Genomic DNA, 17,763 nt, shown 5'->3' with positions numbered 1-17,763 from the left:
AATCCGACGACTGGGATAAATGACCACAACCCGCCATTGATGGGTCGGTTTGTATTGCTTCAGAAAGATGAACAGTTCCGTAAATACACGATAATAGAAGTTCTCATCGGGTTGAAACTGAACCTCGACCACATAAAAGGGGTCGTTTGATTGTTCATTTTTGGGCAGAAACAACCCATCGAGTCGAAATGACAGTTCCTTAATTTCACGGGATGTGAATTCATAGGTCTCAGCTTGTTCTGGGGATTGGTTGAGCAGTTCAAAGAAGATACTGGGGAACCCTTTAAACAAGCGATAAAAAATGGTGTCAGTTTTCACGCACTCCTTGGGCTTTCTCTCACACAGTTGACAACTGATACTGTGTCACCCCAGAGGCGGAAAATTCCTATCACGAATATATTGACAAATTAAACAAATCATGAATTGAATAGGGCAGACGACCTGATCACACCTAACCCCCCAGCCCTCTTCCCTTTTAGATCCCCCTCTTCCCCACTCACATTTTGTTGTTTCACCACATCGGCTAATAATTCCCATTCATCATCAGTAATTGCCGAGACTAAACGATCCCGATAGTTGCGAATCGCACGTTCTATTGTATTTCGCGATAAGGGTGTATCTTCTTCTTGGAGACAGGTATAAATTATCCCCAATAAGTTTCGCACATGACCGCCACTCATTCGACATAATCGATCTAAGGTTTCTGGACTATCAAATACCTGTGTAACTAAATCGAGTCGCGCTTCAGGTTCTATCTGTGGAAACGCCCTAGCTAATACCAATTGCCGAAATAAAGCCATCCCTGCTTGATTATCTTTACCATCGCGCGATCGCACTGATACCATGGGTAAGACTCTCGGCGCTACCCCACCACCAAATCGATTCGTTAAAGCCTGATAATCATTGGAGAACATTAACGTTAAAGGAATAGTATACACGAGATGACAATTCAGCCGACGTAACTGTTCACCGCGATCTACAAATAAGTATTCCGGTTGCGTGCGTCCACCATCATTCCGTCGATCTTCCACCCGATCCAAATTATCAACAATTACCACTAATCCTTTTTTTCCTTGGCGTTGCAACGCTTGATTCGCCCGTGCCAAAATTTCTTCGTTTAACGACTCTAAAATTCCACTGGTGCGCGGTTCTAGATACTGACGTAAACGACTTCGTAAACTAGGGCTTGCTTTCGTTTTAGCGGTAATTTTGCCCAATTTCATCGGTAAGGGCAAATTTGCTTCGGCAGATAATTCCAGTGGTGTCTGCAAAAAATCAACCATTTCTTGCCAGCGATCGGCAAAATACCTCGGTCTAAGCTGAATTCCTACTTCTGCCAAGCTGTCCGTCACCTGACGGATAATTGCCAATAAAATATCACTAATATCCACATCTGCCATATCCAAGTCTTGAGTAGACTCAAAATAGACAACGTGAAAACCTTGTGCCTCTAAGTCGGCTTGTAAGCGACGTAACTCCGTAGATTTACCACAGCCAATATGTCCTGTAAATAACTGACAAGTCGGTTGATCAAGACGCGAACGTAAACTAATCGTTCGTGCCAATGCCTCAATAATCTTACCGCCCCGAACTGAGGCAAAATCAATATAATACTGCCGATCTTCAGGATTCGCGATCGCGAGGGTTTTACTCGGATCGCAGGCGTCAAAGAATCTCAAAAAATCTAATTCCATAAGGGATTAAATTAAAGACTTAAACAAGGAAAACTAACCGAATGAAGGGCTAAAGCCCTGACTACGAACTACGAACTACGAACTACGATAGTCCTGACCAAAATTGATTAGGGTTTGTCGATAAAACTCTGGCATTCCGGTATCAAAATATTGTCCTTTGACCCAATATCCCATCAATCCCTCCTCTTGACGTAATGTATCCAGACAAGTGGTTAACTGAAATTCACCCTTATAGCGCTGATTCTGATGAATACTGTCAGCCAGAATCTCAAAGATTTTCGGCTTGAGGACATACATGCCAAAAATCCCTAAAAACTTATCCTCCGCCATCCCTGCAACACGTAAGTGCGATCGCGCATAGTCCAGATCTGGTTTTTCACAGACTTGTGTCACCGTTAAAATAGAATTCATCTTCTGCCAAACCCCAGTCACACAACCCGCTTTATGGATAATCTCAGCAGACATTTCTGTCAAACCAATCACACTTTGACCCGTTTTTTCATAAATTTCTAGCACCTGACGAGTACAGGGAATCTCGGTATCGGAGGTATAAACATGATCGCCAAGTAACAGTAAAAAAGGCTCTTGATTCACCCAATCTTTGGCACAGAATACTGCATGACCATAGCCTTCTTGCTCATCCTGGGTTAAAATAGTAATCCGCTCTCCTAAGTCTTGCAGATACTGACAATAGTCCTGATTGGCATCAGAGAGTTTATCCAAAAGTGCCTGTTTCGGGGGAGTTTTAAAGAACGCCTCAAAAATGGCGCGATCGCTCGGTTGTACCACAATCCCAATTTCTTCGATACCACCCCGCCTTGCTTCCTCCACAATCGCCAAAATTACTGGCTTCGTCCGACCATCGCGATCAATAATTGGAAATAGTTCTTTTTTCACCACCTTTGTCGCCGGAAACAGGCGAGTCCCAAATCCGGCGGCGGGAATTACGGCTTTACGAACAATAGGGTTAGACATGATCTAAATTATTAATTGTGAGTCAATAAGCTGTTCGGCATTTAAACCTTAATGTCAATAATGGCTCTCATCCTTGTAGTGCGAGCATCTTGCTCGCTACTAATACCCAATTTAAATGCATGACAGCTTATCAGACAATTTATTTAATTTAAAAAGTTAGCTTAAAAGTTTACGATGCCATTAACCACCACAAACACACTCAAAGAATGGGCAGTTGCCGTTGATGCCTTAGAACAGGGCAAAACAATTATGTTACTGCGGAAAGGCGGCATTCGGGAAGAAAACAATCGCTTTCACGTCGCTTACAACCCAGTTTTACTTTATCCAACCTACGAACATCAACAGCCTCATTTACTCAAACCCGATTATGCCTCTCAAGTCACCCCTGTCGCCTCCGGTTGGCATCCGCAAACGGTACGGATTGGCAGTTGGGCAAATATTACCGATATTTTTCAAGTCAGCACTCAGGACGCCGTAGACGCCCTGCTACCCTACCATATCTGGAATGAACAATTTGCCAGTGGGCGGTTTAAATGGAAGCCGCGTCAACCCCTCTATGTTCTCTTACTGCGAACCTACAAGCTACCCTCGGTTCACCCTATACCCTATCGGACTGAATACGGCGGCTGTCGTTCCTGGATTGATTTAGCTGAACCCATTTCTCTAGACGATGCTGTACCTGTTATGAATGATGCCGACTACAACCAGCAAACGGCGCAAATCCGTCAGCTTCTGGAGACGATTGAGAAAGTAGGTTGGCAAAATAAACGTCAACACTATTAAGTTCTGGAAATTGCCCTCATATTATGCCCATTGCCCATTGCCCATTGCCCATTGCCCATTGCCCATTGCCCATTGCCCATTGCCTATTGCCTATTGCCTATTGCCTATTACCTCTCCCCACCACAATACTTATTCAGCCCTAATTAATTGCTGAATTTGTTCTGGGGTGATTTGCTCGACATTGCTAAACACTTGAGCCGCCCCTGCTTGTTTTAAGGTTTGCGTATAAGCGTCCCGGCGTTCTGCTGTTTCCTGAACGTGAGGCGGGAGTACCCCAACACCAACCCAGGTTCGGTCTGGATCAAGGGTTTTGGCGGCTTTAACCGTATACATATCCGCTACAGTATCTCCCACATAGAGTGTGGGTAAGGGTTGTTCAATCTGGTGCTGTTGCTGAAGCTTGTTTATGACTGCCAATAATCCTGTCGGATCAGGTTTACCCGGTGCATCTTCCATCGCTACGAGTACGGGGGCTGACAAACCGAGGCGTTTTGACAAAGCATAAAGGGCTTCATTTCGCGTCGCCCCACTGAAAAAGCCCCATAAAATCCCGGCTGAGGTTAGATTGTCTAGATAGTTGGCATGGAGGAGTAAGGGTTCATCACAGATGTAGCCAGTCCAATGATTGGGATCAGCACCTCGGTAACGAGCATTAAAAAAGGTAATCAGGCTATCATAATCTAGGGCAACCTGCGATCGCGCCTGACCTTGCTGCTCAAAGTGGCGATAAATCAGTTCCCGTGAGGCGTCCCAATCGTTGTTCCATAACCCTTCGGACTTGAGGTGATCAATCTCGGCTGAAGCGGGGCGATACATGCCGTCGGTAAACTGCTCCACGGTATCCGCGATCGCTCTCCGGTAAGAGCCGCTCACATCCCGGATGACACCATCAATATCGAAAACGGCGATCGCGAATCTAGACCCTGATTTTGTCCTTGATTCTAAATTTTTCAATGTAAAATGATTGATTGTACATTAAGTATAAGATACCTGATCTATTCTTGGAGGTTTGTTTGTCTAAATTTATCTTAAAAGTTCTCTGGTTAGAAGAGAATGTGGCACTCGCCGTCGATCAAGTCGTGGGTAAAGGAACTAGCCCCCTGACATCCTACTTTTTCTGGCCCCGCAATGATGCGTGGGAACAAATCAAAAACGAACTGGAAGCCAAACATTGGATTAACGACACTGATCGCATTGAATTGCTCAACAAAGCCACTGAAGTGATTAACTACTGGCAAGAAGAAGGTAAAAATCGTCCCATGAATGAAGCTCAGGCAAAATTTCCCGAAGTCACCTTTACAGGCAGTGCCTAGTGGATGAAGCGGAGCTGGGGGAGCAATGTAGAGACGTGCCATGGCACGTCTGGAAGCTGGGGGATCTCAAAACTCTACCTTACCTATTGCCCATTGCCCATTGCCCATTGCCTCTCCCCACCACAAGACTTATTCAGCAGCCCCTAATTATGGGTATTCAACCGGGCATGATATGACTTCTGCCGCCTGCCTTCTCCTATACACCTTCTAAAAGAGCTATCCAGCTAACTAACGCCTGGATAGCTCCTTTGTGTTTCAAGGGCAATGCTCTATCCCATCAAACCATACCACCCGCTGCTTGAAAGCGTGCCCTTGCTCTCTTAAAAGCTTGCGTGGCTTGGATTTTTTCTTGGCGATTATCACTGGTTTCGACTTGGTTGAGACGCTCTTGGGCTTGAGAGAAAGCCTCTCGTGCGGCTTCCTTATCAATCATCTCTCCCTGTTCCGCCCCATTCACCAGAATGGTGACTTCATCATTTTCAACTTCGGCAAATCCGCCCATCAGGGCAATGGGTATCCAGTCTTTCCCTGGACGAACTCGCATCACCCCAATATCCAGTGCTGATAATAGGGGGGCGTGACCCGTCAAGATACCCAGTTGACCCGTCGTACTGGGCAAAATTACTTCTTCAGCATCAGAATCCCAGACAATCTTGTCGGGAGAAACAACTCGAACAGTTAAGCTCATAATCTGTTAGTAGTCTTTTGTCATAGTCAAGGGAGCGCTAATCAAGCTATCTTATTAGTCATTAGTCACTCGCTTAGAAAAGCGTCATGACTAATGACTCAGCTACTCAGAAGGGATTACCCTTTCATTTTCTCCGCTTTTGCGATCGCTTGATCAATATCACCGACCAGGTAGAATGCCTGTTCGGGCAGATCATCCAATTCCCCATTCAGAATCATTTGGAATCCCTTGATGGTTTTGTCAAGAGAAACGTACTGACCGGGCAATCCTGTAAAGACTTCCGCCACAAAGAAGGGCTGAGATAAGAAGCGCTCGATCTTCCGCGCCCGCGCCACCGTCAGACGGTCGTCTTCGGACAATTCATCTAAGCCCAGAATCGCAATAATATCCTGGAGTTCCTTATAGCGCTGTAGAGTTGACTGAACCGCACGCGCTGTTTGGTAATGTTCTTCACCCACAATACTGGGTTGAAGCATCGTTGATGTAGAATCTAGGGGGTCTACAGCCGGGTAGATTCCCTTAGAGGCTAAGGCACGAGAAAGTACCGTTGTCGCATCGAGGTGAGCGAAGGTAGTGGCTGGTGCGGGGTCGGTTAAGTCGTCAGCAGGAACGTAGACGGCTTGAATTGAGGTAATTGACCCTTCGGTGGTTGAGGTAATCCGCTCTTGTAGTTCACCCATTTCTGTACCCAATGTGGGCTGATATCCCACAGCTGAGGGCATCCGACCGAGGAGGGCGGATACTTCAGAACCCGCTTGCACAAACCGGAAGATGTTGTCGATGAATAGCAGCACGTCCTGCTTGTTGACATCACGGAAATGTTCCGCCATTGTCAGCGCCGCCAAACCCACACGCATCCGGGCGCCAGGGGGTTCGTTCATCTGACCGTAGACCAGCGCCACTTTAGATTGGCTCAGGTCTTCTTCGTTGATCACCTTTGACTCTTTAAATTCGTTATAAAGGTCGTTTCCTTCACGGGTGCGCTCGCCCACACCCCCAAATACGGATACACCCCCGTGGGCTTTGGCAATATTGTTGATCAGTTCTTGGATGATAACGGTTTTACCAACACCCGCTCCCCCAAACAAACCAACTTTACCTCCGCGACGGTAGGGCGCCAGCAAGTCTACAACTTTAATCCCGGTTTCAAAAATTGACGGTTTGGTTTCCAGTTCGGTTAGTTTGGGAGACGAACGGTGAATGGGAGAGCGTTCTTCGGTATTGACCGGACCCAATTCATCGACGGGTTCGCCTAATACATTAAAAATTCGTCCCAGAGTGGCACCGCCGACAGGAACACTAATCGCAGCCCCCGTGTCTACGGCTTCCATTCCTCGAACTAAGCCGTCTGTACCACTCATAGCAACGGCTCGGACTTGGTTATCACCGAGTAACTGCTGTACTTCGCAGGTTACGGCAACATCCTGTCCGGCTGCATTCTTGCCTTCGATTCTCAAAGCATTGTAAATCCGGGGCATTTTGCCGCCAGGAAACTCAACATCGACAACAGGTCCGATGATTTGAGTAATAACGCCGGTGTTTGTTTTTTCTGTGGTGGCTACCATGCTTGCGTCTATAGGTGATTGATGTTTCTTTACAAAGAGAGTTGATCGGTTGTGAGCTATTTCGCTAACCCCATCTAAATCTTGTGATTTTAGATGGGGACTGCGCTCAAATTTGTTCAATCAAAGCTGGCTCTGGCGAGTTCCCGCCTCAACGTTAGCCCAGTCAGCCGAAGGCTAATGCATCGGCGGGAGTCGTTGACATTTCCCGTAGTCGGGAATACGAGTCCTGTTTCATCCACCGCCGCTTACTGCCAAGGACAAGTAGCTTGGGATGACTCCCAATAAAACACTGGAATTCCTCCAGTAAGGGTTGCCAGACTTAATCCCGCTTCGCTAACGACGGTGTTATGACTCGGTACGTTCTGCTTGAGAGCCTAAGTACGTTAACAATACCGTTCTCTAGATTACCACTTATAGGCGATCGCAAACCTAGTAGCTCCTGAAGAATTAGATCATTCGGATTCAGTGTTTCTGGGATTGAGCTTGCTGTTTGCGTCTAATCATTGTCCGCACCCCTAAGGTTGCCACTCCCAGCAATCCGAGTACCCCGGATGGTTCTGGCACTTCCGTATGGTTGGGTTCATCACCTGGACTCTCATTCGGTTGAGGAGCTATTTGTGGCGGTTTTGTCCCCAGAGACTTGCCTTTAATGAAAACAGCAGAGTCAAAACTACCATCACCCCCATCTATGAGTTTGACCCTAAGAGTGTTCCGGGAATTTTGCTCAAGTAGTCCTTCAAAAGTCAATAACTTCGTAAAACCATCCAGCTTAGTATTGGCTACGTTAAGTTCTGCTGGATTATTCACATAGTCATCATGGTACAAATCTGGATTTTTGGGATGGGGAACCAGATTGTTAATCGTCACATCTTGCCCATCACTCAACTTGGCTAAGTTAGTCCCGTTAAGTAACATTTCAAAAGAGTCATTGAATTCAGTCCCGCCAAATTCGACAAATTCTTCCGAGCCAAAGATATATTGGAAAAATAACTTTTCTGCTGTATCGTCAACATCAAAGCTGAGTTCCAAGGTCATCTTATCCCCTTTCATCCCTATTTCCCTCTGTTCATAGGAAGGGCTTTGCGGATCAAAATCCGTACTCAAGTCGTTGGGGTCTCCCTCTGTATGCTCTAGTCCTCCATCTTCCTCGTTTTCTCCGGGTAAGTCTGCGACTCTACCCGTACTCAAAACGATGCCCTCACCCAGACCGAAGGGATCGTCGCTGAAGGTACCAAAGGCTTTATCGTTGACGTTTTGCAGATCATCATAAACTCTTAAATCAAAGTTACTCAATCCAGTTGTATCCCCTAACAAAGAATTTAGCAGTAAATCTGCCTGACTCGTTGGCGTGATATCAAATGCCATCGCTGGCAGTCCCCCAAAGCTCAGAAGAGCCGTTGTTGCAATAGTGGTCGTTGTTGTCTTGATTGGTAGAAGCCCCATCGTTTTTCCCTCCTTCAAGGAAAATAGTTGCACAGTTGTCTAGTCCATTTCAAGCTCTCTGGCTTGTCTTCACGCAAATAATACACTAATGTAAAGTTATGTTAAAGATCTAGATCTAGTTATAGATAGAGAGTTTTCTAATTATCCTCTATTTTACTATCTAAACAAAATAACTGAAGGTTTGCCTCTAACGTTGAGCAGAAACCCATGGGGATCAGAAATCAACAAAGATTGTAATCGGTTAGTATTTGCAGCCACTTGGTATGAGGAGGATGGATCAAGAAGGATGGTTCAGCACTCAAACCGTATGTTATAAAGACTTAATTTAGCACATTTCCGCCCAGAATAAGTATTTGCGCCAGGGTTCTGCTCCCCGACATCAAAACAAATTCGCCAATTTTCCCAAATCTCTTGACACATTCCCAGCCAAAACTGCTAATATAAGCAAGGTACACACATTGGGGTGTAGCCAAGCGGTAAGGCAGCGGGTTTTGGTCCCGCCATTCCCAGGTTCGAATCCTGGCACCCCAGTCGCATCTACCTGAATCCCATTTATCCAAAACCAAGCTTCGAGCAGTAAGAATAACTAAACTCAGCGGCTCTCGTCAGGGAGTCGCTGACTTGTAATTGACTGTAATAAACGATTCACGGAATTTTCACATAAACCGAGCCATTCTTCATCAACGCTTATCCCAAAAGCCTCTGTGGAACAGTTAAGCTACTAGGTAAGACGATATACATCGTTTACTCCCAAGTTGCAATTAGTGTATCTCACTTCTTATCCCGTTCTCAGTGGGTCGAGAATGGGATTTTCCATTATTGGGTGGTACCATCTTGATAAAGAAAAAGGAATAGAGTGTCGGGATCAATGACAACGGACAAAGGAGGCATAACCAAGAACCTGACCCAACTTTACAGAAACTTCATCGATTTTTTACATAAACTTCATCCTAGCTACACACAACTCCTGCCACTTAGGTAGATAATAAAAACATAGATGAAATCTTTTTCCCACCCTTGGACGAATCCCCTTTCGGGGATTTTTTTTTTGCAATATAACTTAACAAAACGTCAACCCAGAATCCCCTTTGCCGGATTCCCAAAAGCGATACCTGTAAGAGGGGGTGACGATTGTACTCACCCTCTGATTAATGAAAATCTCCGCTCAAGCCCTCTGTGTTGGATTACTATGTTCTGGAGGGTTAGCGTCGCCTGTCATTGCTCAAACTCCTGAGCCCCAAACCGATACGCCACTGTCACCAATTGAAGGAACTGCCACAGACTTGAGAGTCTTACCCCGTATAGGCGGTAACTTTACCAGCGAAGGCGCCGGCTATCAAGACCCATTTTTTAGTCTGGAAGGCTTTGTTCCGATTACTCAGAATCCCGGAAGTACCCTAACATTCCTAGAGGGACAATTGCGCCTGTTAACCGACTCCACGATGGGCGGAACGATTCTCCTGGGACAACGGTTTTACAATTCCACGCAAAACCGGATTCTGGGAGGCTACCTTTCCTACGATACCCGCGATACCGGAAATAGCGTGTTTCACCAAATTGGTGCAGGGTTTGAACGATTAGGGGATAATTGGGATTTGCGGGTGAATGCGTATTTGCCAGTGGGTGAACGCCGCCCAGAGGTGGATGAGTCGTTCTCCTTGCGTGGATTCGCACAGAATCATTTACTCCTCAATCATCGCCAGCGCTTTGAAGCAGCCATGGCGGGATTTGATATTGAAGCGGGAGGGCGGTTGTTGCGATTCGGGGAGGGAGATTTACGGGGATATGGGGGGGTTTATTATTACGGTGGGGAGGGAACTGATGGTGCGATTGGGATTCGAGGGCGATTGGAAGCGCGTCCTACCGATTATCTGAATCTGGGTTTATCGGTGCAAACTGACCAAATCTTTGATACTCGGATTGTCCTCAGTTTAGGCGCAACCTTTCCGGGAACCCGTCCCCGTGGGGTTGAATCCGGTAGCGCCTTGACACGGATGGGTGAATCGGTAGGACGTATCGCCACAATTATTGTCGATGAACAAACGGAAAATGAACAAGTTGCGGCGATAAACCCGAAAACAGGTCAACCTTGGCAGTTTCAGCATGTCAGGTTGGGGATGAGTACAGGAGAGGGTACATTTGAAACGCCGTTTGGTACAGTGCAGGATGCCTTGAGTGTGGCACAAGCTGATGAGATTGTCTATGTGCAAGTGGGTACGACGTCTGAGACAGAAGGCTTTCAGTTTGCGGATGGGGTGGCGGTACTCTCCGCAGGTGCAGTTCAACGCATTGATACCCAGCAACTGGGTAGGGTGCAGTTACCCTTATCGGGAAGCGGTGAGTTTCCCACAATTACGGGAACGGTGACGCTAGGAAATAATACTACCCTGACTGGGTTTGCGATCGCCAATGCCACGGGGAATGGTATCCAAGGTGCGGCTATTGAGAATGTGACGATTCAAGATAACCGTATCACCAACGCCACAGGACAAGGGATTAGCCTCATCGATGTCACTGGAACCAGTGCGATCGCTGGTAATGTTATCACAAATAGTGGTCAGCAGGGCGTTTTTATTCAAGCATCGGGAACCACCCAACAAGAACTCACCCTAGATAGTAATCAAATCAGTGACAGTGGTGGTCAAGGTGTTTTTATTCAAGCTTCTGGTGAGGTGCAACAGCAATTAACGGCAACCAATAATCAAATTCGTAATAGTGTTGGTCAAGGGGTTTATTTGACGGCGAATAATAATAGTCGCCAGACCTTTGATATCTTGAATACGAGCATTCGTAATACTGTTCTCGATGAAAATGGGGATGGGGGTCAAGGTCTTTTTCTACAAGCCAATGCCAGCGCCCAGCAAACCTTGACTCTGGAGACTTTAACTGTTACTGAAAGTGCAGGTCAAGGCATCTTTGTAGCAGCCAATGGTAACGAAAATGATCTGACGCAGCAATCTCTCCAAGAGTTTAACCTCAGCAACGCCACCGTTAGCGAAAGTACAGGACAAGGACTTTTTATCGCCGCTAATAATAACAGTGAGCAAACGTTTGATATTGATGCCAGTACCATTAACCAGACTCGCCTTGACAGTAATGGGGATGGCGGTCAAGGCGTCTTTATTCAGGGGAATCGCGTTGCTGTTCAAGATTTCACCCTCAACGAGACCACAGTCACAAATAGCGCTGGACAAGGTATTTTAATTGCTACGAATGGTGATGAAAAGGACTTAACGGCTCAATCGAGACAGGAGTTCCAACTGAATAGCACGGAAGTGAGTGAGACTGTCGGTCAGGGGATTTTCATTGCCGCCAACAATAACAGCGAACAAGTCTTTAATATCGATAGCAGCACGATTCAGAATGTGGAACTCGACGCCCAAGGCGAAGGGGGACAAGGAATTTTTGTCCAGGGTAATCGTCTGGCAGTCCAGGAATTTCAGATTAATAGTCCGACGATAACCAACAATGCTGGACAGGGGATTTTTGTGGCAACGAATGGGGATGAAAATGACCTAACTGTCCAATCACGGCAAGAGTTTGCCATTACAGATGCCCAGATTCGTGAGAGTACAGGTCAAGGAATTTTTATGAGTGCCAATAACAATAGTTCTCAAAACTTTGAGATTACAAATAGTACGATTAATGATACGACATTGAATAATCTCAATAGTGGCGGTCAAGGGGTTTTTGTCCAAGCCAATAGCATTGCCCAACAAGACTTCACAATTGATAATGTTCAAATCAGTGAGAGTCAGGGTCAAGGCATTTTTGTCGGGGCGAATGGGGATGAGAAGAATCTCGAACTCCAATCTCAGCAACGGTTTCAGATTAGTAATGTGCAGATTAGGAATAGCACAGGTCAGGGAATTTTCGTATCGGCGAACAATAATAGCCGCCAGGAGTTTGAGATTGAAACCAGTACCATTAGCGGTACAACTCCCACCAGTGGAACGGATGGGGGTCAAGGCATTTTTGTCCAGGGAAATGCTGTCTCGGTGCAGGATTATCGGATTAACAATACTATGGTTACGGATAATGCCAGTCAGGGTATCTTTTTGCAAACGAATGGCAATGCTGAAACTCTTGCCGATGTAGAGTTGACAATTTTGGATAAAAATGCTATGCCAGGATTTAATGCCGTACTCAATAGCGATCGCACGTTCTGCCTAGCCCTAACTGAGACTACCAGCACGACAGAGTTCCAGCTTCAGCGCAATAATGGCACATTCGAGGTTGTGAATCTAGATACTCTCACTCAGAATAATACAGGAACCGTTAATTTTGCCCCCACCCTGGAAGATTTTACCAACGTTTCCCAATGTAATTGAGGGTAGGGTTTGTAGGGGCGGGTTTAGCCGTTTAATTGACGGGCATACCGATAACTTATCAACAAAACCCGCCCTCTTGTCGTTTAGATTTGAGACAAAGTATGTAGTGGCGTGGCACACCTTATTTGATGAATTAGAATTACGCCCGGAAACCGTAGGGGCGCAAAGACTTGCGCCCGATTCAATGATAAAATCTATTCCACAATTTTAGCTGTGTCAAGCCAGTAGTGGCGTGGCACACCTTATTTGATGGATTAACATTGTAGGGGCGCATGGCGTGCGCCCAATTTCACCGCCAAATCTATTCCACAATTTTAGCTGTGTCAGTCCAATAGCGTGCTTCTCGCGCAGCTAATATAATGAATGACCATTTTGTCAAGATCAGTTTTAGATCAAGAGCAAAGTGCGTCAGAACTGATCTAGAAGATCGTCTAGCTTATGAGCCAATATAATAAGTAGCAAGACTCCAGATGCAGTCATCAACCAAATAACTCTGCCTGAAGGAGAAAAGCATACACCCTGATACTTGTCCTCAGCCTTTCACAGAAAGCGCTGAGGTTTTTCGTATGTTGCCACTTTAACGACTGCGGATTGCTTGAATAAATTCGTTTACGGCATCGTACTGATCGGGATACGCCATGTAGCGTAACAACAGCCCCTTATCCAAATCAGGGAAAAAGGAACTACGATTCACCTCTTCGTACTCTAGAGAAGCGCCCAGAGAGAATATCCTCATCTGATCGGATTTCCAAAACCAGACTTCAGGGACTCGTCTGGGTTTATACAAATCCCGTCTGTCGATAGTTCCACTGGTAACGATAATCTCGATCACAATATCAGGCGTTTCCTTATTACTACCCATGCAGTAAGATTCATCAGGTGTACCGGAGGCATATCCAGGCGATTCCAGCGTAAATCCACCACGCCTGTAAAATCGGATGCGCTTTTCTCTCATGTAAGCTTCTAACAGCAAGCTAAGAGTGCTTTTAATATTTTCATGAAATGCCCCAATCGGAGACAAAATTTCCATTACCCCCGATAAGTAAGTCAGCCTGACGTCTTGATTATTCTGTAATTGGGTTTCGATCGCTTTGAACTGTTCCCAGGTAATATCATGCAAAGTCACCAATTTTTCGGCTAATGGTGGTTGGGGTTGCTTGTCTAAAAGGGAGACGTTCATGGCTGTTTCTGGCAAACAGGGTAATTTTAGGTAGATAATTTTAGGTAGGGTGGGCAAGACTTATAATGCTTAAAACGAGTCGTGTTATCGTTTGTTGCCTTTGCCCACCTCAAGGTTACTTAGGTTTTATTCTCAGTGTGGCAAGTTCTCAAGCGTACCGATAATCTTGCACCATTTTCAGTAAATCCCGGTCAACCCAACCCTCAAGCCAACTGCTTCACGCGAAATTGCTGCAACTCCTCTGGGCGCATCGCCCCTTTTTCGGTAATAATCGCAGCAATTAATTCGGCTGGTGTGACATCAAACCCTGGATTATAAAACTCCACCCCTGTAGGACATGTCACTGTCTCACCGATTTGATAAATTTCTGAGGGATGACGTTCTTCAATCGGAATTAAATCGCCTGTGGGTAAGTCAAAGTCAACCGTCGAGAGGGGGGCGGCGACAAAGAAGGGAATATTATGGGCTTTGGCGAGTAATGCCACACTATAAGTGCCAATTTTATTCGCTGTATCTCCATTGGCAGCAATTCTATCGGCACCCACCATCACCGCATCAATTAATCCCTGATGCATACAATGGGCTGCCATATTATCGGTAATCAATGTTACCGGGATTCCTTCTTGCACACATTCCCACGCTGTCAGTTTTGCCCCTTGTAACCGGGGACGAGTTTCACAGGCATAAATTCTGGCTAACCGCTTCTCGCGCCAGGTGGAACGCACCACGCCCAAGGCTGTACCGTAGCCGGCTGTGGCGAGGGAACCCGCATTGCAATAGGTCAGAATACATAATTTTTCTGGAGTCGCGGGCATAGCTGCCAACCCATTATCCCCGATCGCTTTACAGATCTCTAAATCTTCAACCTGAATCGCTTGGGCGGTTACTAACAGTGCTGTTTTTAACTGATCCACTGAACCAATGGTTTCATGGGCAGTTTTCAACATCCGGGCGATCGCCCAAAATAGATTTACCGCTGTCGGGCGAGTCTGGCGCAGCTGTTTGGCTACCTCTTCGAGTTCAATGACAAACGTCTCGCGATCCTCGGTTTTAATGTCTCGCGCCCCTAAGTACATCCCGTAAGCCGCCGCCACCCCAATCGCTGGCGCCCCTCGGACTATCATGGTTCTAATTGCCCGCGCCATATCCTCACAGCACTTAATTTCAACCACTGTATAGTTGTGGGGTAAGCGGGTTTGGTCAATTAGGAGTACGCGATCGTCGCGCCAAACGATGGGATACACCGGATTGCTGGGCATGGTTACTTATGGGCTAATGTGGAAAACTGCCTATAGTTTAACTTGCTTTGGTCATTTGTCCTTTGTCATTCTCGCTTCCCTTGAGAAGTAAGCTATGTCCTTTGTCTTTGGTGACGTGGGATACATCCCTTCAGGGACTCCGCCTCATCCGTCATAATTTATACTTCATCACATATTTTGCTTTCCACCAGGAGCGAATTTTTCGGATCAAGTAAACGATTAAACTCTTGGACAGTTTATTAAATTTATAGTAAAAGAGAATATCCATCATCTCTTGCGTCTCTAGAGGGGTCAGATACGAGACGCCTTGATCAATTTTGTTGTCGCTTTCAATCAAGTAGCGCTTCATGCCAATCTTTTCGGACAAATTCCAGATTCGATGAAATTTTTGATGAATTTCTTGTTGATAACCCTGAAAACTGGCTGATTCACCTTTTAAATACTGCTGAATATGCTTGCCAGCGATTTCGGCACAATGCATGGCATGGCGAATCCCTTCACCGCCCAAAAGGTTCACCATGGATACCGCATCCCCAATGGCAATAATATTATCGCGATAGTAAATATCCTGAAGTCCACTGGAATAGTGCAGTGTTGACCCATGAGTATCGATTATCCTATAGTCTCTGGCTTGTATATGCTCGTGAATCAGTAAATCAATATAATAGCGAATCGATTCCGTCTGCTTAATAATTTTATGGTCTAATCGATAGGATGCCGCCCCTACCTTTAACCGAGGCTTCTCCATGGGAAATATCCAAGAATAGCCTTTTGGCATCCATTTATGTCCTAAGAAAAACCAGAGGGAATGGGCATATTTATCATAATCAGCATCTGAGACTTCAATTAAATATTCAATCCCAGAGGGCTTTAAAAATGCAGGTTTCTCGCTGTCCTTCGTATACATAACCGCCCTAGCGGGTCCTGTAGCATCGACTAGCACCTGGGTGGTGACAGTAATCGGTTCCCTCCCGCACGGCTTCAGTTCAACCCGCGTCTCACCGTCTGTTTGGACATATCTCACATATCGACATCCCAGCCAAACCTCGCCGCCCCAAGATTTAACCTGATCCGCCAGGAATTTTCGCAACTTGGCGAAATTTAAGACAGCCCCTAAGGTTTGCGGAGCCTCCCAATTTCGGGTTAAATTGGTGGTTACAATCACCAAATTATGCCAAAAACTGCCGACAACATCCTCAGGTAAGTCAAATTTTTCTAAGGTTTCTAATGGCGTAGCCGCACTGGAAAAATCATTTTTATCAAAGGTTTCATGCTGCTCGACCAACAAAACCTGATAACCGGATTTAGCTAACCACCTGGCACATTGTCCCCCGGCTGGACCTGCGCCGACTACGACAACATCGAATTTTCGCATACTATATTAGTAAAGGGTGTCATGATTCCAGTCTCTCATACCAGGTTGCAAGTTTAGTAGTAACCGTTAAATTTTTTTTGGCAAAAGGTAAATGGAAAACTTGCTTCCTTTCCGTCCTACTCCTTTACCTTGTCCATCTGTTACTGCGCTTAAAGAGGATTGGAAATCGGGGATGAGGAAACATGATCGCTGATTGGGTTCCTTTGAGTCTGTCCTAACCTTGATGGCGATAGGTATACATCCTCGATGATCAGTTGAAATATTGTTTAGTCCTGAATGACTAACCTACTCCCTCCTTTCATCTTAGCCAGGAGAGGGGGCTTTTGAGCTACGAAATGCAACTGAGAAGCAAATAAACCATTCCAGAATTATGTATGAAACCATCTAAACGCGAGCAAATTGCCCAAGCCGCTATGCAACTTTTTATCCAGCATGGCTATCGGGAAACCAGTATGGATCAGATCGCCGCTGAAGCAGACGTATCTAAGCATACCATTTACAATCATTTTCAATCAAAAGAGGGATTGTTTATCGAATTGGTGGAACAGTTCATCTGTGAGCAGTTTCAGCCTGATTTTAATTTTAACCCGTCGGATGAGCCAGCCGCAGGGTTACGGAGATTGGCAGAGGCATTTCTAGCGAAACTAAATAATCCAGAGAATTCGGCGTTTCTACGTTTATTGATTGCCGAATCGGGTCATTTTCCGCACTTAGCACAATTGTTTATCCGCCGGGTTATTGGGGAAGAACGTCATAGTCTGAAGCAGTATTTTGAGTCCCATCCAGACTGGCACATTCGTGATCCGGAGTTGACTGCTTATATTTTTTTGAGTTCTCTGTCTTCCTTGGTACTTTTTCAAGAGGTTATGCAAGGAAAGTCAATTCTGTCAATCGAACAAGACCATTTAATTGACCAGTTAGTTGACTTGGTTTTATCGAACTCGGCGGTTCAAGTTTTATCACCGCCCTGAGACGAATGGTTGCCGGGATGAGGTCAAATTTAGCGGTTGAGAGGAGGGCGGGTTTCGTTTTTGAGTGTGAGGTGGGTTGAGTAATTTAGCGGTTGAGAGGAGGGCGGGTTTCGTTGTTGAGTATGAGGTGGGTTGAGTAATTTAGCGGTTGAGAGGAGGGCGGGTTTCGTTGTTGAGAATGAGGTG

At 45.9% G+C, this 17,763-nt stretch carries 15 protein-coding genes and 1 tRNA gene; 6 read left to right on the top strand and 10 right to left on the bottom strand.

From position 1 onward, the window contains the following. The 3 genes from RIE73_RS29315 to RIE73_RS29305 all read right to left on the bottom strand — a co-directional run. Positions 1 to 318 (bottom strand): Rpn family recombination-promoting nuclease/putative transposase (locus tag RIE73_RS29315; protein ID WP_446404525.1); only part of this gene is annotated, 318 nt, incomplete at its 3' end. Positions 319 to 416: 98 nt separating this feature from the next. Next, positions 417 to 1,694 carry an ATP-binding protein gene (locus RIE73_RS29310; RefSeq protein ID WP_446404524.1) on the bottom strand — a complete coding sequence of 426 codons (1,278 nt, stop codon included), beginning with the start codon at positions 1,692 to 1,694 and terminating at the stop codon, positions 417 to 419. A 75-nt stretch (positions 1,695 to 1,769) separates the two neighbouring features. Next, positions 1,770 to 2,669, bottom strand: coding sequence for a sugar phosphate nucleotidyltransferase (locus tag RIE73_RS29305; RefSeq protein ID WP_446404523.1), 900 nt, complete (start codon positions 2,667 to 2,669; stop codon positions 1,770 to 1,772). A gap of 174 nt (positions 2,670 to 2,843) precedes the next feature. Between RIE73_RS29305 and RIE73_RS29300 the strand changes: the two genes are divergently transcribed. Further along, positions 2,844 to 3,452 carry a DUF1802 family protein gene (locus tag RIE73_RS29300; protein ID WP_446404522.1) on the top strand — a complete coding sequence of 203 codons (609 nt, stop codon included), beginning with the start codon at positions 2,844 to 2,846 and terminating at the stop codon, positions 3,450 to 3,452. 129 nt (positions 3,453 to 3,581) lie between these two features. Here RIE73_RS29300 and RIE73_RS29295 read toward each other — a convergent pair whose 3' ends face one another. Continuing rightward, positions 3,582 to 4,406 (bottom strand): TIGR01548 family HAD-type hydrolase, encoded by an 825-nt coding sequence (locus tag RIE73_RS29295; protein WP_446404521.1) that lies wholly within the window; start codon positions 4,404 to 4,406, stop codon positions 3,582 to 3,584. 59 nt (positions 4,407 to 4,465) lie between these two features. Here RIE73_RS29295 and RIE73_RS29290 point away from each other — a divergent pair, with 59 nt between their 5' ends. Then, positions 4,466 to 4,765 (top strand): 30S ribosomal protein PSRP-3, encoded by a 300-nt coding sequence (locus tag RIE73_RS29290; RefSeq protein ID WP_446404520.1) that lies wholly within the window; start codon positions 4,466 to 4,468, stop codon positions 4,763 to 4,765. Between the two features lie 277 nt (positions 4,766 to 5,042). Here the strand turns inward: RIE73_RS29290 and atpC are convergent, their stop codons facing one another. Beyond that, positions 5,043 to 5,453: an ATP synthase F1 subunit epsilon gene (gene atpC, locus RIE73_RS29285; protein WP_446404519.1), complete on the bottom strand. Its 411-nt coding sequence runs from the start codon at positions 5,451 to 5,453 to the stop codon at positions 5,043 to 5,045. Between the two features lie 116 nt (positions 5,454 to 5,569). After that, complete coding sequence (gene atpD / locus RIE73_RS29280; protein ID WP_446404518.1) at positions 5,570 to 7,018, bottom strand: F0F1 ATP synthase subunit beta; 1,449 nt, start codon at positions 7,016 to 7,018, stop codon at positions 5,570 to 5,572. 93 nt (positions 7,019 to 7,111) lie between these two features. Here atpD and RIE73_RS29275 point away from each other — a divergent pair, with 93 nt between their 5' ends. Further along, complete coding sequence (locus RIE73_RS29275; RefSeq protein ID WP_446404517.1) at positions 7,112 to 7,303, top strand: hypothetical protein; 192 nt, start codon at positions 7,112 to 7,114, stop codon at positions 7,301 to 7,303. Positions 7,304 to 7,480: 177 nt separating this feature from the next. Here the strand turns inward: RIE73_RS29275 and RIE73_RS29270 are convergent, their stop codons facing one another. Then, positions 7,481 to 8,461 carry a choice-of-anchor L domain-containing protein gene (locus tag RIE73_RS29270; RefSeq protein WP_446404516.1) on the bottom strand — a complete coding sequence of 327 codons (981 nt, stop codon included), beginning with the start codon at positions 8,459 to 8,461 and terminating at the stop codon, positions 7,481 to 7,483. A 459-nt stretch (positions 8,462 to 8,920) separates the two neighbouring features. On the opposite strand from RIE73_RS29270, the gene RIE73_RS29265 reads away from it, so the two are divergent. Next, positions 8,921 to 8,992 (top strand) — tRNA-Gln (locus tag RIE73_RS29265). A 620-nt stretch (positions 8,993 to 9,612) separates the two neighbouring features. Further along, positions 9,613 to 12,792: a beta strand repeat-containing protein gene (locus RIE73_RS29260; protein WP_446404515.1), complete on the top strand. Its 3,180-nt coding sequence runs from the start codon at positions 9,613 to 9,615 to the stop codon at positions 12,790 to 12,792. Positions 12,793 to 13,369: 577 nt separating this feature from the next. On the opposite strand, the gene RIE73_RS29255 is transcribed toward RIE73_RS29260, so the two are convergent. From RIE73_RS29255 to RIE73_RS29245, 3 genes are all read right to left on the bottom strand, one after another. Continuing rightward, positions 13,370 to 13,972 (bottom strand): Uma2 family endonuclease, encoded by a 603-nt coding sequence (locus RIE73_RS29255; RefSeq protein WP_446404514.1) that lies wholly within the window; start codon positions 13,970 to 13,972, stop codon positions 13,370 to 13,372. A gap of 203 nt (positions 13,973 to 14,175) precedes the next feature. Beyond that, positions 14,176 to 15,231: an S-methyl-5-thioribose-1-phosphate isomerase gene (gene mtnA / locus RIE73_RS29250; RefSeq protein WP_446404513.1), complete on the bottom strand. Its 1,056-nt coding sequence runs from the start codon at positions 15,229 to 15,231 to the stop codon at positions 14,176 to 14,178. Positions 15,232 to 15,382: 151 nt separating this feature from the next. Continuing rightward, complete coding sequence (locus RIE73_RS29245; protein WP_446404512.1) at positions 15,383 to 16,606, bottom strand: NAD(P)/FAD-dependent oxidoreductase; 1,224 nt, start codon at positions 16,604 to 16,606, stop codon at positions 15,383 to 15,385. Between the two features lie 374 nt (positions 16,607 to 16,980). Here RIE73_RS29245 and RIE73_RS29240 point away from each other — a divergent pair, with 374 nt between their 5' ends. Further along, a complete protein-coding gene (locus RIE73_RS29240) occupies positions 16,981 to 17,577 on the top strand; it encodes a TetR/AcrR family transcriptional regulator (protein ID WP_446404511.1) in 597 nt (198 codons plus the stop codon). Positions 17,578 to 17,763 lie beyond the last annotated feature (186 nt).

The sequence above is a fragment of the Coleofasciculus sp. C1-SOL-03 genome (assembly GCF_040220555.1).
Taxonomy (GTDB): domain Bacteria; phylum Cyanobacteriota; class Cyanobacteriia; order Cyanobacteriales; family Coleofasciculaceae; genus Coleofasciculus.
This window is presented reverse-complemented; position numbering and strand designations above follow the sequence as displayed.